General features: G+C 62.3%; 11 protein-coding genes. 7 read left to right on the top strand and 4 right to left on the bottom strand.

The features are described 5' to 3' along the window. Positions 1 to 12: 12 nt before the first annotated feature. From NKH17_RS07625 to NKH17_RS07605, 5 genes are all read left to right on the top strand, one after another. Positions 13 to 1,587 (top strand): trimethylamine methyltransferase family protein, encoded by a 1,575-nt coding sequence (locus tag NKH17_RS07625; RefSeq protein ID WP_352477608.1) that lies wholly within the window; start codon positions 13 to 15, stop codon positions 1,585 to 1,587. 89 nt (positions 1,588 to 1,676) lie between these two features. Further along, complete coding sequence (locus NKH17_RS07620; RefSeq protein WP_352897163.1) at positions 1,677 to 2,366, top strand: hypothetical protein; 690 nt, start codon at positions 1,677 to 1,679, stop codon at positions 2,364 to 2,366. Between the two features lie 104 nt (positions 2,367 to 2,470). Continuing rightward, entirely contained in the window at positions 2,471 to 3,226 is a 756-nt protein-coding gene (locus tag NKH17_RS07615) for a dienelactone hydrolase family protein (RefSeq protein ID WP_352897226.1), read from the top strand. Positions 3,227 to 3,293: 67 nt separating this feature from the next. Further along, positions 3,294 to 3,854, top strand: coding sequence for an RNA polymerase sigma factor (locus tag NKH17_RS07610; RefSeq protein WP_352897228.1), 561 nt, complete (start codon positions 3,294 to 3,296; stop codon positions 3,852 to 3,854). Between the two features lie 2 nt (positions 3,855 to 3,856). Further along, positions 3,857 to 5,977, top strand: a complete 2,121-nt coding sequence (locus NKH17_RS07605) for a vWA domain-containing protein (protein ID WP_352897230.1) — start codon at positions 3,857 to 3,859, stop codon at positions 5,975 to 5,977. 150 nt (positions 5,978 to 6,127) lie between these two features. Here the strand turns inward: NKH17_RS07605 and bmt are convergent, their stop codons facing one another. After that, entirely contained in the window at positions 6,128 to 7,144 is a 1,017-nt protein-coding gene (bmt, locus tag NKH17_RS07600; RefSeq protein WP_352897232.1) for a betaine--homocysteine S-methyltransferase, read from the bottom strand. Positions 7,145 to 7,232: 88 nt separating this feature from the next. Further along, positions 7,233 to 8,075 carry a helix-turn-helix domain-containing protein gene (locus tag NKH17_RS07595; RefSeq protein ID WP_254818179.1) on the bottom strand — a complete coding sequence of 281 codons (843 nt, stop codon included), beginning with the start codon at positions 8,073 to 8,075 and terminating at the stop codon, positions 7,233 to 7,235. 229 nt (positions 8,076 to 8,304) lie between these two features. Between NKH17_RS07595 and NKH17_RS07590 the strand changes: the two genes are divergently transcribed. Together NKH17_RS07590 and NKH17_RS07585 are read left to right on the top strand one after the other, a co-directional pair. After that, complete coding sequence (locus NKH17_RS07590; RefSeq protein ID WP_352646899.1) at positions 8,305 to 9,315, top strand: fatty acid desaturase; 1,011 nt, start codon at positions 8,305 to 8,307, stop codon at positions 9,313 to 9,315. A gap of 84 nt (positions 9,316 to 9,399) precedes the next feature. Then, complete coding sequence (locus NKH17_RS07585) at positions 9,400 to 10,200, top strand: phosphate/phosphite/phosphonate ABC transporter substrate-binding protein (RefSeq protein WP_352646897.1); 801 nt, start codon at positions 9,400 to 9,402, stop codon at positions 10,198 to 10,200. 121 nt (positions 10,201 to 10,321) lie between these two features. Here NKH17_RS07585 and NKH17_RS07580 read toward each other — a convergent pair whose 3' ends face one another. Beyond that, on the bottom strand, positions 10,322 to 11,638 hold the full coding sequence (locus tag NKH17_RS07580; protein WP_352805288.1) for a M24 family metallopeptidase: 1,317 nt from the start codon (positions 11,636 to 11,638) through the stop codon (positions 10,322 to 10,324). 25 nt (positions 11,639 to 11,663) lie between these two features. Further along, the gene (locus NKH17_RS07575; protein WP_352897234.1) at positions 11,664 to 13,241 is read right to left on the bottom strand and encodes an ArnT family glycosyltransferase; all 1,578 of its coding nucleotides are present in this window, start codon (positions 13,239 to 13,241) and stop codon (positions 11,664 to 11,666) included. Positions 13,242 to 13,267 lie beyond the last annotated feature (26 nt).

The following is a 13,267-nucleotide window of genomic DNA, read 5'->3' as shown; positions in this document are numbered from 1 at the left end:
GGAAGAACGATTATGAGTGAGAACGCGCCGGTCGATCAGGAAGCGTCAAACGCGCGGCGCGGGCGCGCTGCCAGCGGTGGCGCCGCAGCCCGACGGGCTGCACGTTCGGGCGGCGGCCCCGGCACACAGCTCACCTATATCAAGCGCAAGATCAACGTCTATGAAGTGCTGGACGAGGAAGGGCTGGCGCTGATCGAAAAGAACACCGACACGGTGCTGGAGGAGATCGGCATCATCTTCCGCGACGACGCCGAGGCGCTAAAGCTTTGGAAAGAGGCGGGCGCCGACGTCAAGGGCGAGCGGGTGCATTTCCCCAAGGGCCTCTGCCGCTCGCTGTTGAAGACCGCTCCGTCCGTGTATACCCAGCACGCCCGCAACGGCGAGCGCTCGGTGCAGATCGGCGGCAACGCGACAGTGTTCGCGCCAGTCTATGGACCGCCCTTCGTGCGCGATCTCGACGGCGTCAGGCGCTATGCGACGATCGAGGATTTCCGGAATTTCGTAAAACTCGCCTATATGGCGCCGTCGATCCACCATTCGGGCGGCACGGTTTGCGAGCCGGTCGATGTGCCGGTCAACAAACGGCATCTCGATATGGTCTACAGCCATATTAAATATTCGGACAAGCCGTTCATGGGCTCGGTGACCGCGCCCGAGCGCGCTGAAGACACGGTGGCGATGGCCAAGATCGTGTTTGGTGACGATTTCGTCGAGAACAACACGGTGCTGACCAGCCTGATCAATGCCAACTCGCCGATGGTCTTCGACGAGACCATGCTGGGAGCGCTGAAGGTCTATTCGCGCCACAATCAGGCCTGTATCGTCACGCCGTTCATCCTTGCCGGTGCGATGAGCCCGGTGACGGTCGCCGGCACGCTGACACAGGTTTTGGCCGAGGTTCTGGCCGGGGCATCGTTCACACAACTGATCCGGCCCGGTGCGCCGGTTCTGTTCGGCACCTTCGCCTCGTCGATCTCGATGCAGTCGGGCGCGCCGACTTTCGGCACGCCGGAGCCGTCGCTGGTCTCGTATGGCGCCGCACAGCTTGCCCGCAGGCTCGGCCTGCCGTTCCGCACCGGCGGTTCGCTCTGTGCTTCAAAAATCCCCGATGCGCAGGCCGCCTACGAGAGCGCCAACACGCTGAACTCGACGATCCTCGCCGGCACCAATTTCGTGCTGCATTCGGCCGGCTGGCTCGAGGGCGGTCTCGCCTCCTGCTACGAAAAGTTCATGATGGATATCGACCAGCTCGGCATGACGCAGAAGTTCTCCCAAGGCGTCGACCTGTCGGAAAACGGCCAGGCGATGGACGCCATCCGCCAGGTTGGCCCGGGCAGCCACTATCTCGGCTGCGATCACACCCAGGCGAATTTCCAGACCGCGTTCTACCGTTCCAACATTGCCGACAATAATTCTTACGAGCAATGGCTGGCCGAAGGCGAAAAAACCGCGCCGCAGCGCGCCAACGAGCTCGCCCGCCGCTGGCTGGAAAGCTACGAGGCGCCGCATCTCGATCCGGGTATCGACGACGGGCTGAAGGACTTCATTGCCAGGAAGAAGGCGTCGATGGCCGACGCCTTCACCTGAAAGGAGCCCGAATCAGGCGGGGCTAAAGTCGCCAACATCATCCACAAGGAAGTCTGGCGGAGCGCCTTCTCCGACCCGGACAAGAAGGGATGATCCTCGAGCGCAGCATGGTCGAAACCATCGCGGCGGCACTTTCCGCACACGGTCTCATGCTTCGCGGCGGCTTCAATTTTGCAGGCGCTGAGAAGGCGCCTTCCGATCTCTCCGGCGCTGCCGCCAGATCCGTCCTGGTGGTGGGGCAGGCGGGTGCCGCACCTTGGCCGCACTTCCTGCGCTGGCTGGAGAAACAGTCACAGCCGATCGACGATCCGCTCGACAAATGGTCGCGCGAAGTGATCGGCGCGGTGGCCGGAAAATTCGGGGCGCGCGCGGTGTCACCGTCCGACAGGCCTTATCTGCCGTTCCAGCAATGGGCGATACGTGCGGAGGGGCTGAAGCCGTCACCGCTCGGCATTCTCATGCATCCGAAATATGGGCTCTGGCATGCCTATCGCGGCGCGCTGCTGTTCGAAGACAAAATTGCGCTCCAAGAACCCCGCGGCATGATTCACCTTTGCGACACATGTCTGGAAAAACCTTGCCTGAAATCCTGTCCGGTAGAGGCTTATTCTGCGGATGGTTTTGCACATGAAACCTGTCTGGCGCATGTGCGCGGGCAAAACGGCGCGCCCTGCCGGACCGGCGGCTGCCTTGATCGCAACGCCTGTCCATACGGCACCGACTATCGCTATCCGGCCGAAGTTCAGGCCTTTCACATGGCAGCATTCGCGCGTCTGTAGCGTCGCCGAATGCCGCACGAAATCTTGAAGCAGATCGCCTCACTACAGCTTGCGGCGACGGTCACCGCGGGTATCTATCGCAGGTCAGATCAACGGAGCGGATGATGGCCACGCAAGCGATGCGGATCAAGACAAGCGACGGCATTGCCAAGGCCCGGCTGTTCCGTTCGGCGGCCCCAGCCAAGGCAGCGATCATCCTCTACATGGACGTTTTCGGTCCGCGACCGGCGCTTGATCAGATGGCGGAGCGGCTTACGGGCGAGGGCTATGCGGTGCTTGTGCCGGACCTCTTTTACCGCAATGCGCCCTACGGTCCGTTCGATCCCAAGACTGCGTTCGGCGACGAGAGGAGCAAGACCGCAATCACAGGTCTCCTCGAAGGCACGACCCAGGAAAAGACGATCCGCGACAGCGGCGCTTTCCTCGATGCGCTCGCTGCGCAAGGACTGGCCGGGCCGGTCGGCATTGTCGGCTACTGCATGGGTGGAGCGCGGGCACTGAACGCAGCGGCCAGCTATCCCGGCCGCATCGTTGCCGCGGCCAGTTTCCACGGCGGCAATCTGGCTGGTGACGCCGCCGACAGTCCGCACCGGAAGGCCGCTTCGCTCAAGGCAAGGGTTTATATCGGTACGGCCGGCACTGATCGCAGCTTTCCGCCCGCGCAAGCGGCGCGGCTGGCCGAAGCGCTGCGCGCGGCCGAGGTCGACCATGTCATCGAGAACTATGCCGGCATGGCGCACGGCTGGTGCGTGCCGGACCACAGCGCCTTCGATGCAGCCGGCGCCGAGCGCCACTGGAAGCGGCTGACGACGCTGTTCGCGGAGACGCTCGGTCAGGGCACGCCAACCGTTACGACGTGACGGCGCGCCAGAAAATTCTTTCCATCGCCCCAAGGAACAGCCATTAGCCTTCGTCCAACAGGCAATGATGGCGATGATGCTGGACGAAAGCGAAGCCTCCGACGCTGAACTGATCGGGCGGGCGAAGGGCGGAGATCGGGGTGCTTTCGGCAAGTTGCTCGAAAGGCACTACGGTTTCGTCTATCGCGCCGCCTATCGCTGGTGCGGGAAAAAGGCCGACGCCGAGGATATCGCCCAGGAAGTCTGCGTCCGGCTTGGCCGGGCGATCCGCGACTATCATGGCAGCGGCGCCTTCACGACATGGCTCTACGCCATGACGCTGAATGCGGCGCGCGACATGATGCGCAAGACCGCCCGCGAGACGGTCAAGACCGATGCCTATGGCGCCTATGTCCTGATTTCGGGGGAAATCTCGGCTGAGCCGGAAGACCCGGCCGAGGCGCTCTGGGCGGCGGTGTGCAAGCTGCCGGACAAGCAGCGCGACGCGGTGCTGCTGGTCTATGGCGAAGGGCTGAGCCATGCAGCCGCCGCCGAGGCGATGGCGATCTCGGAGACGACGGTTTCCTGGCACATCCATGAAGCGAAGAAACGGCTGAAGACGCTGATACGTTCAGCCGGGGAAGTGTGACCATGGTCGACGACAACGAACTCAACAGACTGCGCGACATCGCGGCACCGGCGCCGGACGCGGACGCAAAGGCGCGTGCCCTCCAGGCCGCGCTGCGCGCCTATGACATGGAAGAAAAAACTTTACCGGCCGCCCAAGGATCGGCAAGCGGGCTTCGTCTCACAGAGCGAGCACAAAGGCTCTGGAGCGAAATCATGCAAAAGAAACTCTTCGCCACGCCGGCCATCGCCGGGCTCGTTGCCCTGCCGATCGCCGGATACGCTGCCATGTACATGCTTGGGGAATCCACATTCAGCGGGCCCGAATTCGGCGGGGACGATAAGATCACCGAGACACTGGCCGACAAGCCGGCGACCGTCAAACCGCCGGTCGTGGCCGAAGCAGACAAGCAGAAGAAGGCGGACGCCGACAGCGAAAGCCGTAACGCCGGCGAGGCGCTTGTGGCGCCGACATCGCCGCCGAAAGCGGAATCGACCGCAGTCGGCGGGTTGACCCAGCAGGACGTGTTCACCCGCAATGCTCCCGAACCGGCGCAGAGTGGCGAGTTTGTGCTGAATGGCGGCACCAGCACTGCGGCTCCGGCCGTCGATGGCGGCGCGCGGGTCGGACGCATGCCTGGCACGGTCGCCGAGCCCATGCTGATGGCACAGCAGCCTGCCGCTGCGCCGGCAGACCAGATGCTGCCGCAAAAGAAAAACCGCGATCGCATCGAGAATTTCAAGACCAATCCGGTGCATGCCGCACTGGAAGATCCGGTCTCGACGTTCTCTATCGATGTCGACACCGCTTCCTATTCCTTCGTGCGGCGCTCGCTGAAGGAAGGTTTTATTCCGCAAGCCGATACGGTGCGCGTCGAGGAGATGGTCAACTACTTCCCCTATGACTGGAAGGGACCGGACTCCGCCTCGGCGCCGTTCAACTCGACCGTCAGCGTGATGCCGACGCCGTGGAACGAGCACACCAAGCTGATGCATGTCGCCATCAAGGGCTTCGACGTGAAGCCGGCCGAGCAGCCCAAGGCCAATCTGGTCTTCCTGATCGATGTGTCGGGCTCGATGAACGAGCAGGACAAGCTGCCGCTCCTGCAGTCGGCCTTCCGACTGCTGGTCAACAAGCTGAGACCTGACGACACCGTCTCGATCGTCACCTATGCGGGCGATGCCGGTACCGTGCTGGAGCCCACCAAGGCTTCGGAAAAGGACAAGATCCTCGCTGCCATCGATAATCTGACATCCGGCGGCTCGACGGCAGGCGAGGCCGGCATCAAGGAAGCCTACAGGCTGGCGCAGAAATCCTTCGTCAAGGACGGCATCAATCGGGTGATGCTCGCCACCGACGGTGATTTCAATGTCGGCCAGACCGACGATGACGATCTGAAGCGGCTGATCGAAAAGGAGCGCAAGACAGGCGTATTCCTGTCGGTGTTCGGCTTCGGCCGCGACAATCTGAACGATCAGATGATGCAGACCATCGCCCAGAACGGCAATGGCACCGCTGCTTATATCGATACGTTGGCGGAGGCCGAGAAGGTACTGGTCGAGGATGCCTCCTCGACACTGTTCACCATCGCCAAGGACGTGAAGATCCAGGTCGAGTTCAACCCGAACAAGGTTTCGGAGTACCGGCTGATCGGCTACGAGACCCGCGCCATGAATCGCGAGGATTTCAACAATGACCGGGTCGACGCCGGCGAGATCGGCTCAGGCCATTCGGTCACAGCGATCTACGAAATCACGCCTAAGGGCAGCGGCGGCGAACAGATTGATCAACTGCGCTATGGCCAGGCCTCGGTGAACAATGGCGGTGTTGCCAATGCCGACGAATATGCCTTCGTCAAGATCCGCTACAAGCTGCCGAACGAGGACACTTCGAAGCTGATCACCACGACAGTGACGTCAGCCAACGAAGTGGCGTCGTTCGACCAGGCCAGCACCGACCAGCGTTTCTCCGTTGCCGTTGCTGCCTTCGGCCAGAAGCTGCGCGACGAGGATGCGACCGCGAAGTTCGGCTACGACAAGATCATGCAGATTGCCACCGCCGCCAGAGGAGCCGACCCGTTTGGATACCGGTCCGAGTTCCTCTCGCTTGTGCGCCTTGCCTCGGCGCTCGGCGGTAACCGGTAGTGGCAATGACGGCCGGTTTCTTTCAGATGGAATCGTTCTGATAGGGGGAACCGGCCTACGGGCGGGTGAGGCAGGCCGGCGAGGGAAACCTTGCCGGCCTTTTTTTCGGCGCCGCACTGCTTCGCGCGGACCATGTCGCAGACGAAAGCGTCAGGCGCGTCCGCGGCGCCGCTCGCGGCGGGCTTCGCTGGTCTCGGCGACGTTGACCGTAGCCTGCTTGTTGCGCATTGGGCCGATGCGTTCGACGATCTGCTCGACGGTCGGGCGATCCGACTTGGTGTGCGCATCGAGCGCCTTGCGCATGGCGGCAAGGTGCTGGAACGAGGTACCGCAGCAGCCGCCGACGATCTTGGCGCCGGCATCGACGGCTAGGCGCACATAATCGGCCATCAGCTCGGGTGTGCCGGAATAGTAGATCTCGGCACCGCGAAATTCGGGAATGCCGCAATTGCCCTTGACGATCACCGTTGCTTCCGGCCTCGCGTCGGTCATGTCGAGCAGGGAGGCGAGAATGTCGGAGGCGCCGACACCGCAATTGGCGCCGACACCGAGCGGTGTCTGCGACAGGCCATCGACGACGCCGTGGATGTCCTTCGGCAGCAGTCCCATCATGGTGCGGCCGGCGGTATCGAAGGAGCCGGTATAGGTATACGGCAGGCCGACGCGGATGGCGGCTTCGGCGGCGGCACGGATCTCGTCCGGCGCCGACATGGTTTCGATCCAGGCGACTTCGGCGCCGCCCGCCTTCAGCCCCTCGATCTGCTCGGCAAAGGCCTCGACCGCCTCGTCATAGGTCATGGCGCCAAGCGGTACCAGCAGCTCGCCGGTCGGGCCGACGGAGCCGGCCACGATCACCTTGCGGCCGGCCTTTTTTGCAACGGCGCTTGCGATCTCGGCGGCGCGCTTGTTCAGTGCATAGACCCGGTCCTGCGCATGATGCAGCTTGAGCCGATGGCGGGTGCCGCCAAAAGAGTTGGTCAGGATGATGTCGGCGCCGGCATCGACAAAGTTCTGGTGCAGGCTGGTGATGGTATCGGGTGCGGTCTCGTTCAAGAGCTCGGGAGCCTCGCCGGCCTCAAGGCCCATGGCGAACAGATTGGTGCCGGTGGCGCCATCGGCGAGCAGGACGCCCTTTTCGGCAAGCAGCGCGTCGATCGGATTGGTCATTGTGGAATACGCCTTCCCGGAGAATTATTGAGATAACGATATAAAGAATTCTTTATGTGACGTCAATGTCGGCGTGGGAAACAACCGGTCAAAATCGCATCTCCGCCAGCTTTCGTGTGAAGCTGGCCGCCTCATGCGCGTTGACGTCCGCGGCACGGATCAGATTGTCGAAATGGCTGGTCAGGATGCGGATCGGCTGCGTGGCGTTCAGCACCAGATACATGTCGCCGACGTAAATGGCAGCGCGATAAGGTCCGAAGATCGTGTAGGGGATCGAATAGCGCATCCGCCCGTCATAGAGAAACAGGCGGAAGGTGGGATAGAGGTCGTCGAGCAGTGTCGCCATGTGCAGGAGTTGCTGGTGGCGGTCGGCCTCCGGAAAGCGGTCCCACACGCCCAGCCCGCGCGCGAAGATCTCCAGCGTGTGGCGCGGCATACAGACTTCCATGTCGGTTTCGGGCCGTCGGTTGTAGTCGATGCGATACTGCGTTTCGCCGGCCTGTGCCTCGCGGCTCTTGTTGGCGATGACGGCTTCATAGTCGACAAGCGCCTCGGTGCGCAGAAGATCGGGAATGCCGGCCGGCACGTAGCGGATTTTCGTTCCCGCCGCCTCGGCATGCCAGCGAGCCAGCAGCGTGCGGTCGAAGCCGTCCGGCGCCTCCTCGATCTCAAGGCTCTCGCGGATTTCACCGGTGACGCCCTCGTCGTGGCTGAGGCCGAGCAGCCAGTCGAGCGAGACTTTGAATTCGGCGGCGATGTTAAGCAGCGTTTCAGCACGGGGAAGGCGGGTCGAGCCGCCGGAGAGCAGCTGCGACAGTGCCGAACGGTCGATGCCAACCGCACCGGCGAACGCTGACTGGTTCAAATCGGACCTTGTCAAGAGCATTTTCAGGCGCTCACGAAAGATCGTCGACAGGTCGCGTTTGTCCAAATCGCCGTCCCACTCGATAGGAGGAAAAATTTGCGCTGAAACCTGCGAGCGCGGAGCTTCAGGCGTAAATGAATCCGGTTCGTTGTTTACAATGCATAACATATGCAGCTGAAAATGCGCAATCGCAACAGTTTGTGCGCTTTATCGCGTTGCCCCGATGCAACACTCCTGACACAATGCTGTCAGGAATCAAACGGGTTCCGGCGACTGGAAGGCAGTGGTCGATAGCATGACGAGCATGGGCAATAGGCGACACGGCGCAGCAGCCATCGAATGGCCGACCGTATTTCTCGCACTTCTCTGCTACGGCGGCTGGCTCGCTGCCGGCTTTCTGCTCTGGCCATCCTACCCGCTGCTGGCGCTCGCCTTTCTGACCCTGATTGCGACGCTGCAATCCTCGCTGATGCACGAGGTCCTGCACGGCCACCCAACCCGGAACGCGCGGCTCAACGAAGCGTTTGTGTTCCTGCCGATTGGCCTTGTCTGGCCGTTTCGCCGGTTCAAGACCATTCACCTGCGCCACCATGCAGACGAGCGCCTGACCGATCCGCTCGACGATCCCGAAAGCTATTACAAGGCGCTCTGGCAGCACGAGGGACTGCCGTCGGCGATGAAATTCCTGCTGAAGATCAACAATACAATGCTCGGCCGTTTCGTGCTGGGCCCGTGGCTGTCCTGCATAGGCTTTTTCATCGGCGACGCCAGGCAGGTCGTCGCGGGCGACAAGGTCGTCCGCAAGGCCTGGCTGCTGCACGCTATCGGCCTCGCCATCGTGCTGCCCATCGTGCAGTTCGGCTTCGGCATGCCGTTGTGGCTTTACGTTCTGGTGCCGGTATGGCTGGGACAATCGCTGATTTCGATCCGCACCTACGCCGAGCACCAATGGTCGGAACATCCGGAAGGCCGCACGATCATCGTCGAGCGCTCGCCGCTGTCCTTCCTGTTCCTCAACAACAATCTGCATTTCGTCCATCATAAGAGTCCGACGGTGGCCTGGTACAGGCTGCCGAAGCTGTTTCGCGACCGCCGCGACGAGTGGCTGCGGATGAACAATGGCTACGCCTATCCGAACTATTTCGCGTTGCTCAAGGCCTATGCCTTCAAGGCGAAGGAGCCGGTCGTCCATCCCGTGCTGCGGCGCATGCCGGAACCGGGACGCGCATTCAAGCCGCGTGTCAGGGCACGCAGCCTCAATGGGCTTGGCAGCGCACCGGTACCCGCCGAGCCGCCGAAAGAGTGATTCTTGCGTTGTTGCAGGCGGTTCCGCGCGGACGACGCTTTCCTGAACTTGTCAATTTCCCCGCATAACGGTCAAATCCCCGACATGAGCGAATTCATTGCGGCTTTGCCGATGTATGACTGGCCGGAAGCGCGGGACGAGGTCGACGCGCAATGGGCGCGGTTGCGCGATACTTTCAGACAAAGAGGCATCGATGCGCCGGAGACGATCATCCGCCGCAATGGCGATTTGCCTCCAGTGCCTGGCGGTATCCGAGACGATCAGGGAAAACCCGTCGCGCCAGATCCGGCGACATTGCCGCCGGACGAGCTGGATTTTCACCGGCTCTGGCTGCACCCGGCGCTGCTCCTTGCGCAAACCTGTTGGGGACCGATGGAACTCGGCCTGTCGCAACGTGTCCAGCTCGTCGGTCAGCCGCGTTATGATGCCTTCGAGGGTGGACAGGGCGAACTCTATTCGAGCGCCATCATCATGAGAGCGGGCGAGGCACCGCAGGCAAGGTCGCCGGCCGACGGCGGTGCCGTCATTCCGCTCGATCTGCTGCGCGGCCAGCGTTTCACCTTTAACAGCTTGGATTCCATGTCGGGCATCATCGCGCCAACTCGCGACCTGCAAGCATTGGGCGAGAGTCTGGACATCTTTTCCGCGTTGAGCGAAAGCTGTGGGCACCGTGCTTCGATCGTTGCTGTTGCCGAGGGCAGGGCCGACGTCGCGGCGATCGACTGCGAGAGCTGGGCGCTGGCGCAGCGTTTCGAGCCTGCGGCCCAGAAGGTGACGGTGGTCGGCTGGACAAGGCGTCGCAAAGGCTTGCCGTTCATCACGGCAAGGACAACGCCGGAAACGATCGTCACCACGATGCGCGAGGCGATCGCAGCGCTCACATAACCGCGTCGCGTTCGGTCGGCCTCATGCGAGCACTTTAGATTCCTGTTTATGCATGTCGTTATCGCAGAACCGCTGCACACCCTCGGGTCAAGCCCGGGGGCATGCTTTTGTGGGACATGCATTAGCAGCCGCCAAGCAGCCGATTGTCGAGCGGGTAGGTCGAAAGCTTCTCGTTGCCGGTTTCGGTGATCAGGATCTGTTCCTCGATCTTGGCGCCTTCGTAGCCGCCAAGCCGACCGATATAGCTCTCGACGCACAGCACCATGCCAGGTTCGAGCACTCCGTCGGGTGTGTCGTCGGTCCAGTCGCTAGCATGCGGCAAAGTCGGGTATTCGTCGGCAAGACCGACGCCATGATAGAGCACCCCATAACGGGCGGGGAAGCAGTCCCCCGGCGGCACTGACGAGCGCTCGACGAGGTCGCGGAACGATACGCCCGGCCGCATCAGCTCCGTGTTGTTGGCGATCTGGTCGGCGGCGATTCGGAACAGGTCGCGCTGCTCCTGCGACGGCGGCGCGTCACCGCAAAGCCAAGTGCGCGAAAGGTCGGCGCAGAAGCCGTAAGGACCGATCAGGTCGGTGTCGAAGGCGACGAGCTCGCCGGCCTCGATCGTCCGCGACGAGCACTCCTGGAACCACGGATTGGTGCGCGGACCCGACGACAGGAGCCGGGTTTCGATCCATTCGCCGCCGCGCGCGATGTTTCCGCGGTGGAGTTCGGCCCACAATTCGTTCTCGGAAATCCCCGGCCTCAGCGCCTGCTCCATCTCACCCATCGCTGCCTCGCAAGCGACGATCGCGCGGCGCATGGCAAGGATCTCGTCGGGCGATTTGATCAGCCGCGCATTTTCCATCACCGCCTCGCCATTGCCGGTCGAAATGCCGAGACGGGCGAGCTCTTCGATGCCCTCGGGATTGATGTGGTCGATCGCGATACGGCGATTGCCCCCGCCGTGTTCCAATACCAGCTCGGCGATGCCGGCTGCCCAGCGGCGGACTTTTTGACCGGTCAGCTCGCCGCTGTACAGATAAGCCCACGACACTGCCGGCCGCACCTCGTCGACGACGCCGGAATGATCGGAAAGATGCTCGCAGGAGAAATAGTCGAACAGCACCACCGGGCCATCGGTGGCGACGAAACAATGCCTGGTCCGATTGTGTGCGACCCAGAGCTGCATGTTGGTCGCATCCGTCGCATAGCGGATGTTGACCGGATCGTAGAGCAAGGCTCCCGCATAATCGCGGCGCTTCAGCTCGGCGCGGATGCGCTCGAGCCGGTATCGGCGCATGGCGGGCAGGTCAGGAGCAGCAATTCCCGCCGCCTGCCATTCGGTTTCCGCCAGCGCTCCATAGCCCAGCGCATGCTGGTTGAGTTCAGCGGCCTTCAGCCGCGATTTTTTGCGCAGCACATCGTTCGAGCCGTCCGGCTCGAACGGCATGATCTTGCGGTGATGACGGGGCCGGTCAGTCGGGTTCCTGTCCACCCTCGGCTCCTCCGCTAACGCCTTCTTTTGGCGCCGTGGCTCCTCCCACCGCCATTCTCTTCAATCTTACATAGGCGCCGGGCCGGGTGGACTTGCCGGTGCCACGCAACAGCGGAACCATCATTTGCCGCGGCTGGCCGTCCGGCTCATAGCCGGCCACTTTGAGCTGCTCCAAAATGACCGGACGCGGATCGTCGCGGTCAAGCCAGACGAGTACGGCCGGCTCCTGCATCAGCATTTCGAAATTAGGCACTTCCTGGTCAAGTGCGACCAGTTTTTCGTCGACCAGCCGCAGGTTTCCGACCCATGCACCATCAGATATTGCGGTTTTGACCGGTCCGTCCGCAGTCAGTTGGCGATAGAGGGCCGGGTAATCCACGCGGATCATCCGCGACAGACCACTGGTCCCGTTTATCTGGACGTACCAGGTGGCGGGCGCGAGGAGCACGGCGATGATCGCTCCAGCCGCGATTACCAGGAGCTGCGCATTCCTGCCGCGCGGCGTCAGCCGTTCCATAGTGGCGACGATGGCCGGCGGCAACATGAACAGGACCGGTAGCAGCCAGCGATCCTTGACCACCGTCACGCCGGTGGCCAGTACAAGTATCGCAAGCATGGCCAAGCCGAGCGCCAAGGTACGCCGCAACAGAATTTCCCGAGCCGGACCTTTCGGGTGCCACTCGGAGAAACGAAACCCGGCCAGCCCGAAAGCCAGCGCGGAGACGAGCACCGGCAAGACCGCGAAATTGAAGGTCCCCATGATAAACTTGCCGGCACCGACAAAGGCCGCCGCCATGCGCCCTCGTTGCGAGTCTATTCCGAACTTCTCGCCTCTCGACAATAAATCGGCGGGATGCATGAGGCTCCAATAGGTGGTTGGCGCCAGCACCAATATCGCGACCGCTATGCTGATGGCGAACTTCGGATCGAGGATTACGCTGCGCCATTCGCGCAGCGACAGCACTGCCGCAACAAGGGCTATCACGAGAAAGACATCATTATATTTGGCAAGAATTGCAGCCGCCGTGGCCAAGCCAAACGCCGCATAGGCGACCATGCTTCGCCGCTCGAGAAGATAGGCCATGGCAAGCAGGAGCAGCGAGCAGAAGGCGACGACGGCGACGGAATGCGACAAGGCGCGCTGCGATTCCCAGACGATCTGCGGGATCGTAAACAGACCGAACATGGCCGCCGCCGCTGTCGCTTTGGTGTAGCCGAACCGCCGCATGGCGGCGAACACGCTGCAGGCGGCGAGGAACAGCACGGAGTATTTGACGAGCTTCAGCGTGAAGATACTGGTGCCGAAAACATGCGCGGCCAGCCAGTTGATCCAGGTGTAGAGGGGTGGTTGCGAGCCGCCATATCCAGCCCAGAGATACGGTATATAGATCAGCTGCTCCGCATCATCGATGCCGACGCCGGTTCCCGCCCAAGAGCTCAACAGGGACAGTATGATGGTCTGCAAGGCGAAGTAAGCCGCGACCATGACAATCGCCGCCGGGAACGGGCCGATCCGTCCCTCGGCCAGCCACTCGGCCCATCTCAGATTGTACTTCAATGAAATCTCATCGCCCTTGCCAGCAG

It is taken from the genome of Mesorhizobium sp. M1334 (assembly GCF_040317995.1).
Classification (GTDB): Bacteria; Pseudomonadota; Alphaproteobacteria; order Rhizobiales; family Rhizobiaceae; genus Mesorhizobium.
Note: the sequence above shows the minus strand (reverse complement) of the source record. Positions and strands in the feature narration are given on the sequence as shown.

Bases quoted from the DNA above. Each gene is read 5' to 3' on its own strand.
- NKH17_RS07625 (WP_352477608.1), top strand. From the start codon at position 13: ATGAGTGAGAACGCGCCGGTCGATCAGGAAGCGTCAAACGCGCGGCGC.
- NKH17_RS07620 (WP_352897163.1), top strand. From the start codon at position 1,677: ATGATCCTCGAGCGCAGCATGGTCGAAACCATCGCGGCGGCACTTTCC.
- NKH17_RS07615 (WP_352897226.1), top strand. From the start codon at position 2,471: ATGGCCACGCAAGCGATGCGGATCAAGACAAGCGACGGCATTGCCAAG.
- NKH17_RS07610 (WP_352897228.1), top strand. From the start codon at position 3,294: ATGGCGATGATGCTGGACGAAAGCGAAGCCTCCGACGCTGAACTGATC.
- NKH17_RS07605 (WP_352897230.1), top strand. From the start codon at position 3,857: ATGGTCGACGACAACGAACTCAACAGACTGCGCGACATCGCGGCACCG.
- bmt (WP_352897232.1), bottom strand. From the start codon at position 7,144: ATGACCAATCCGATCGACGCGCTGCTTGCCGAAAAGGGCGTCCTGCTC.
- NKH17_RS07590 (WP_352646899.1), top strand. From the start codon at position 8,305: ATGACGAGCATGGGCAATAGGCGACACGGCGCAGCAGCCATCGAATGG.
- NKH17_RS07585 (WP_352646897.1), top strand. From the start codon at position 9,400: ATGAGCGAATTCATTGCGGCTTTGCCGATGTATGACTGGCCGGAAGCG.
- NKH17_RS07580 (WP_352805288.1), bottom strand. From the start codon at position 11,638: ATGCCGTTCGAGCCGGACGGCTCGAACGATGTGCTGCGCAAAAAATCG.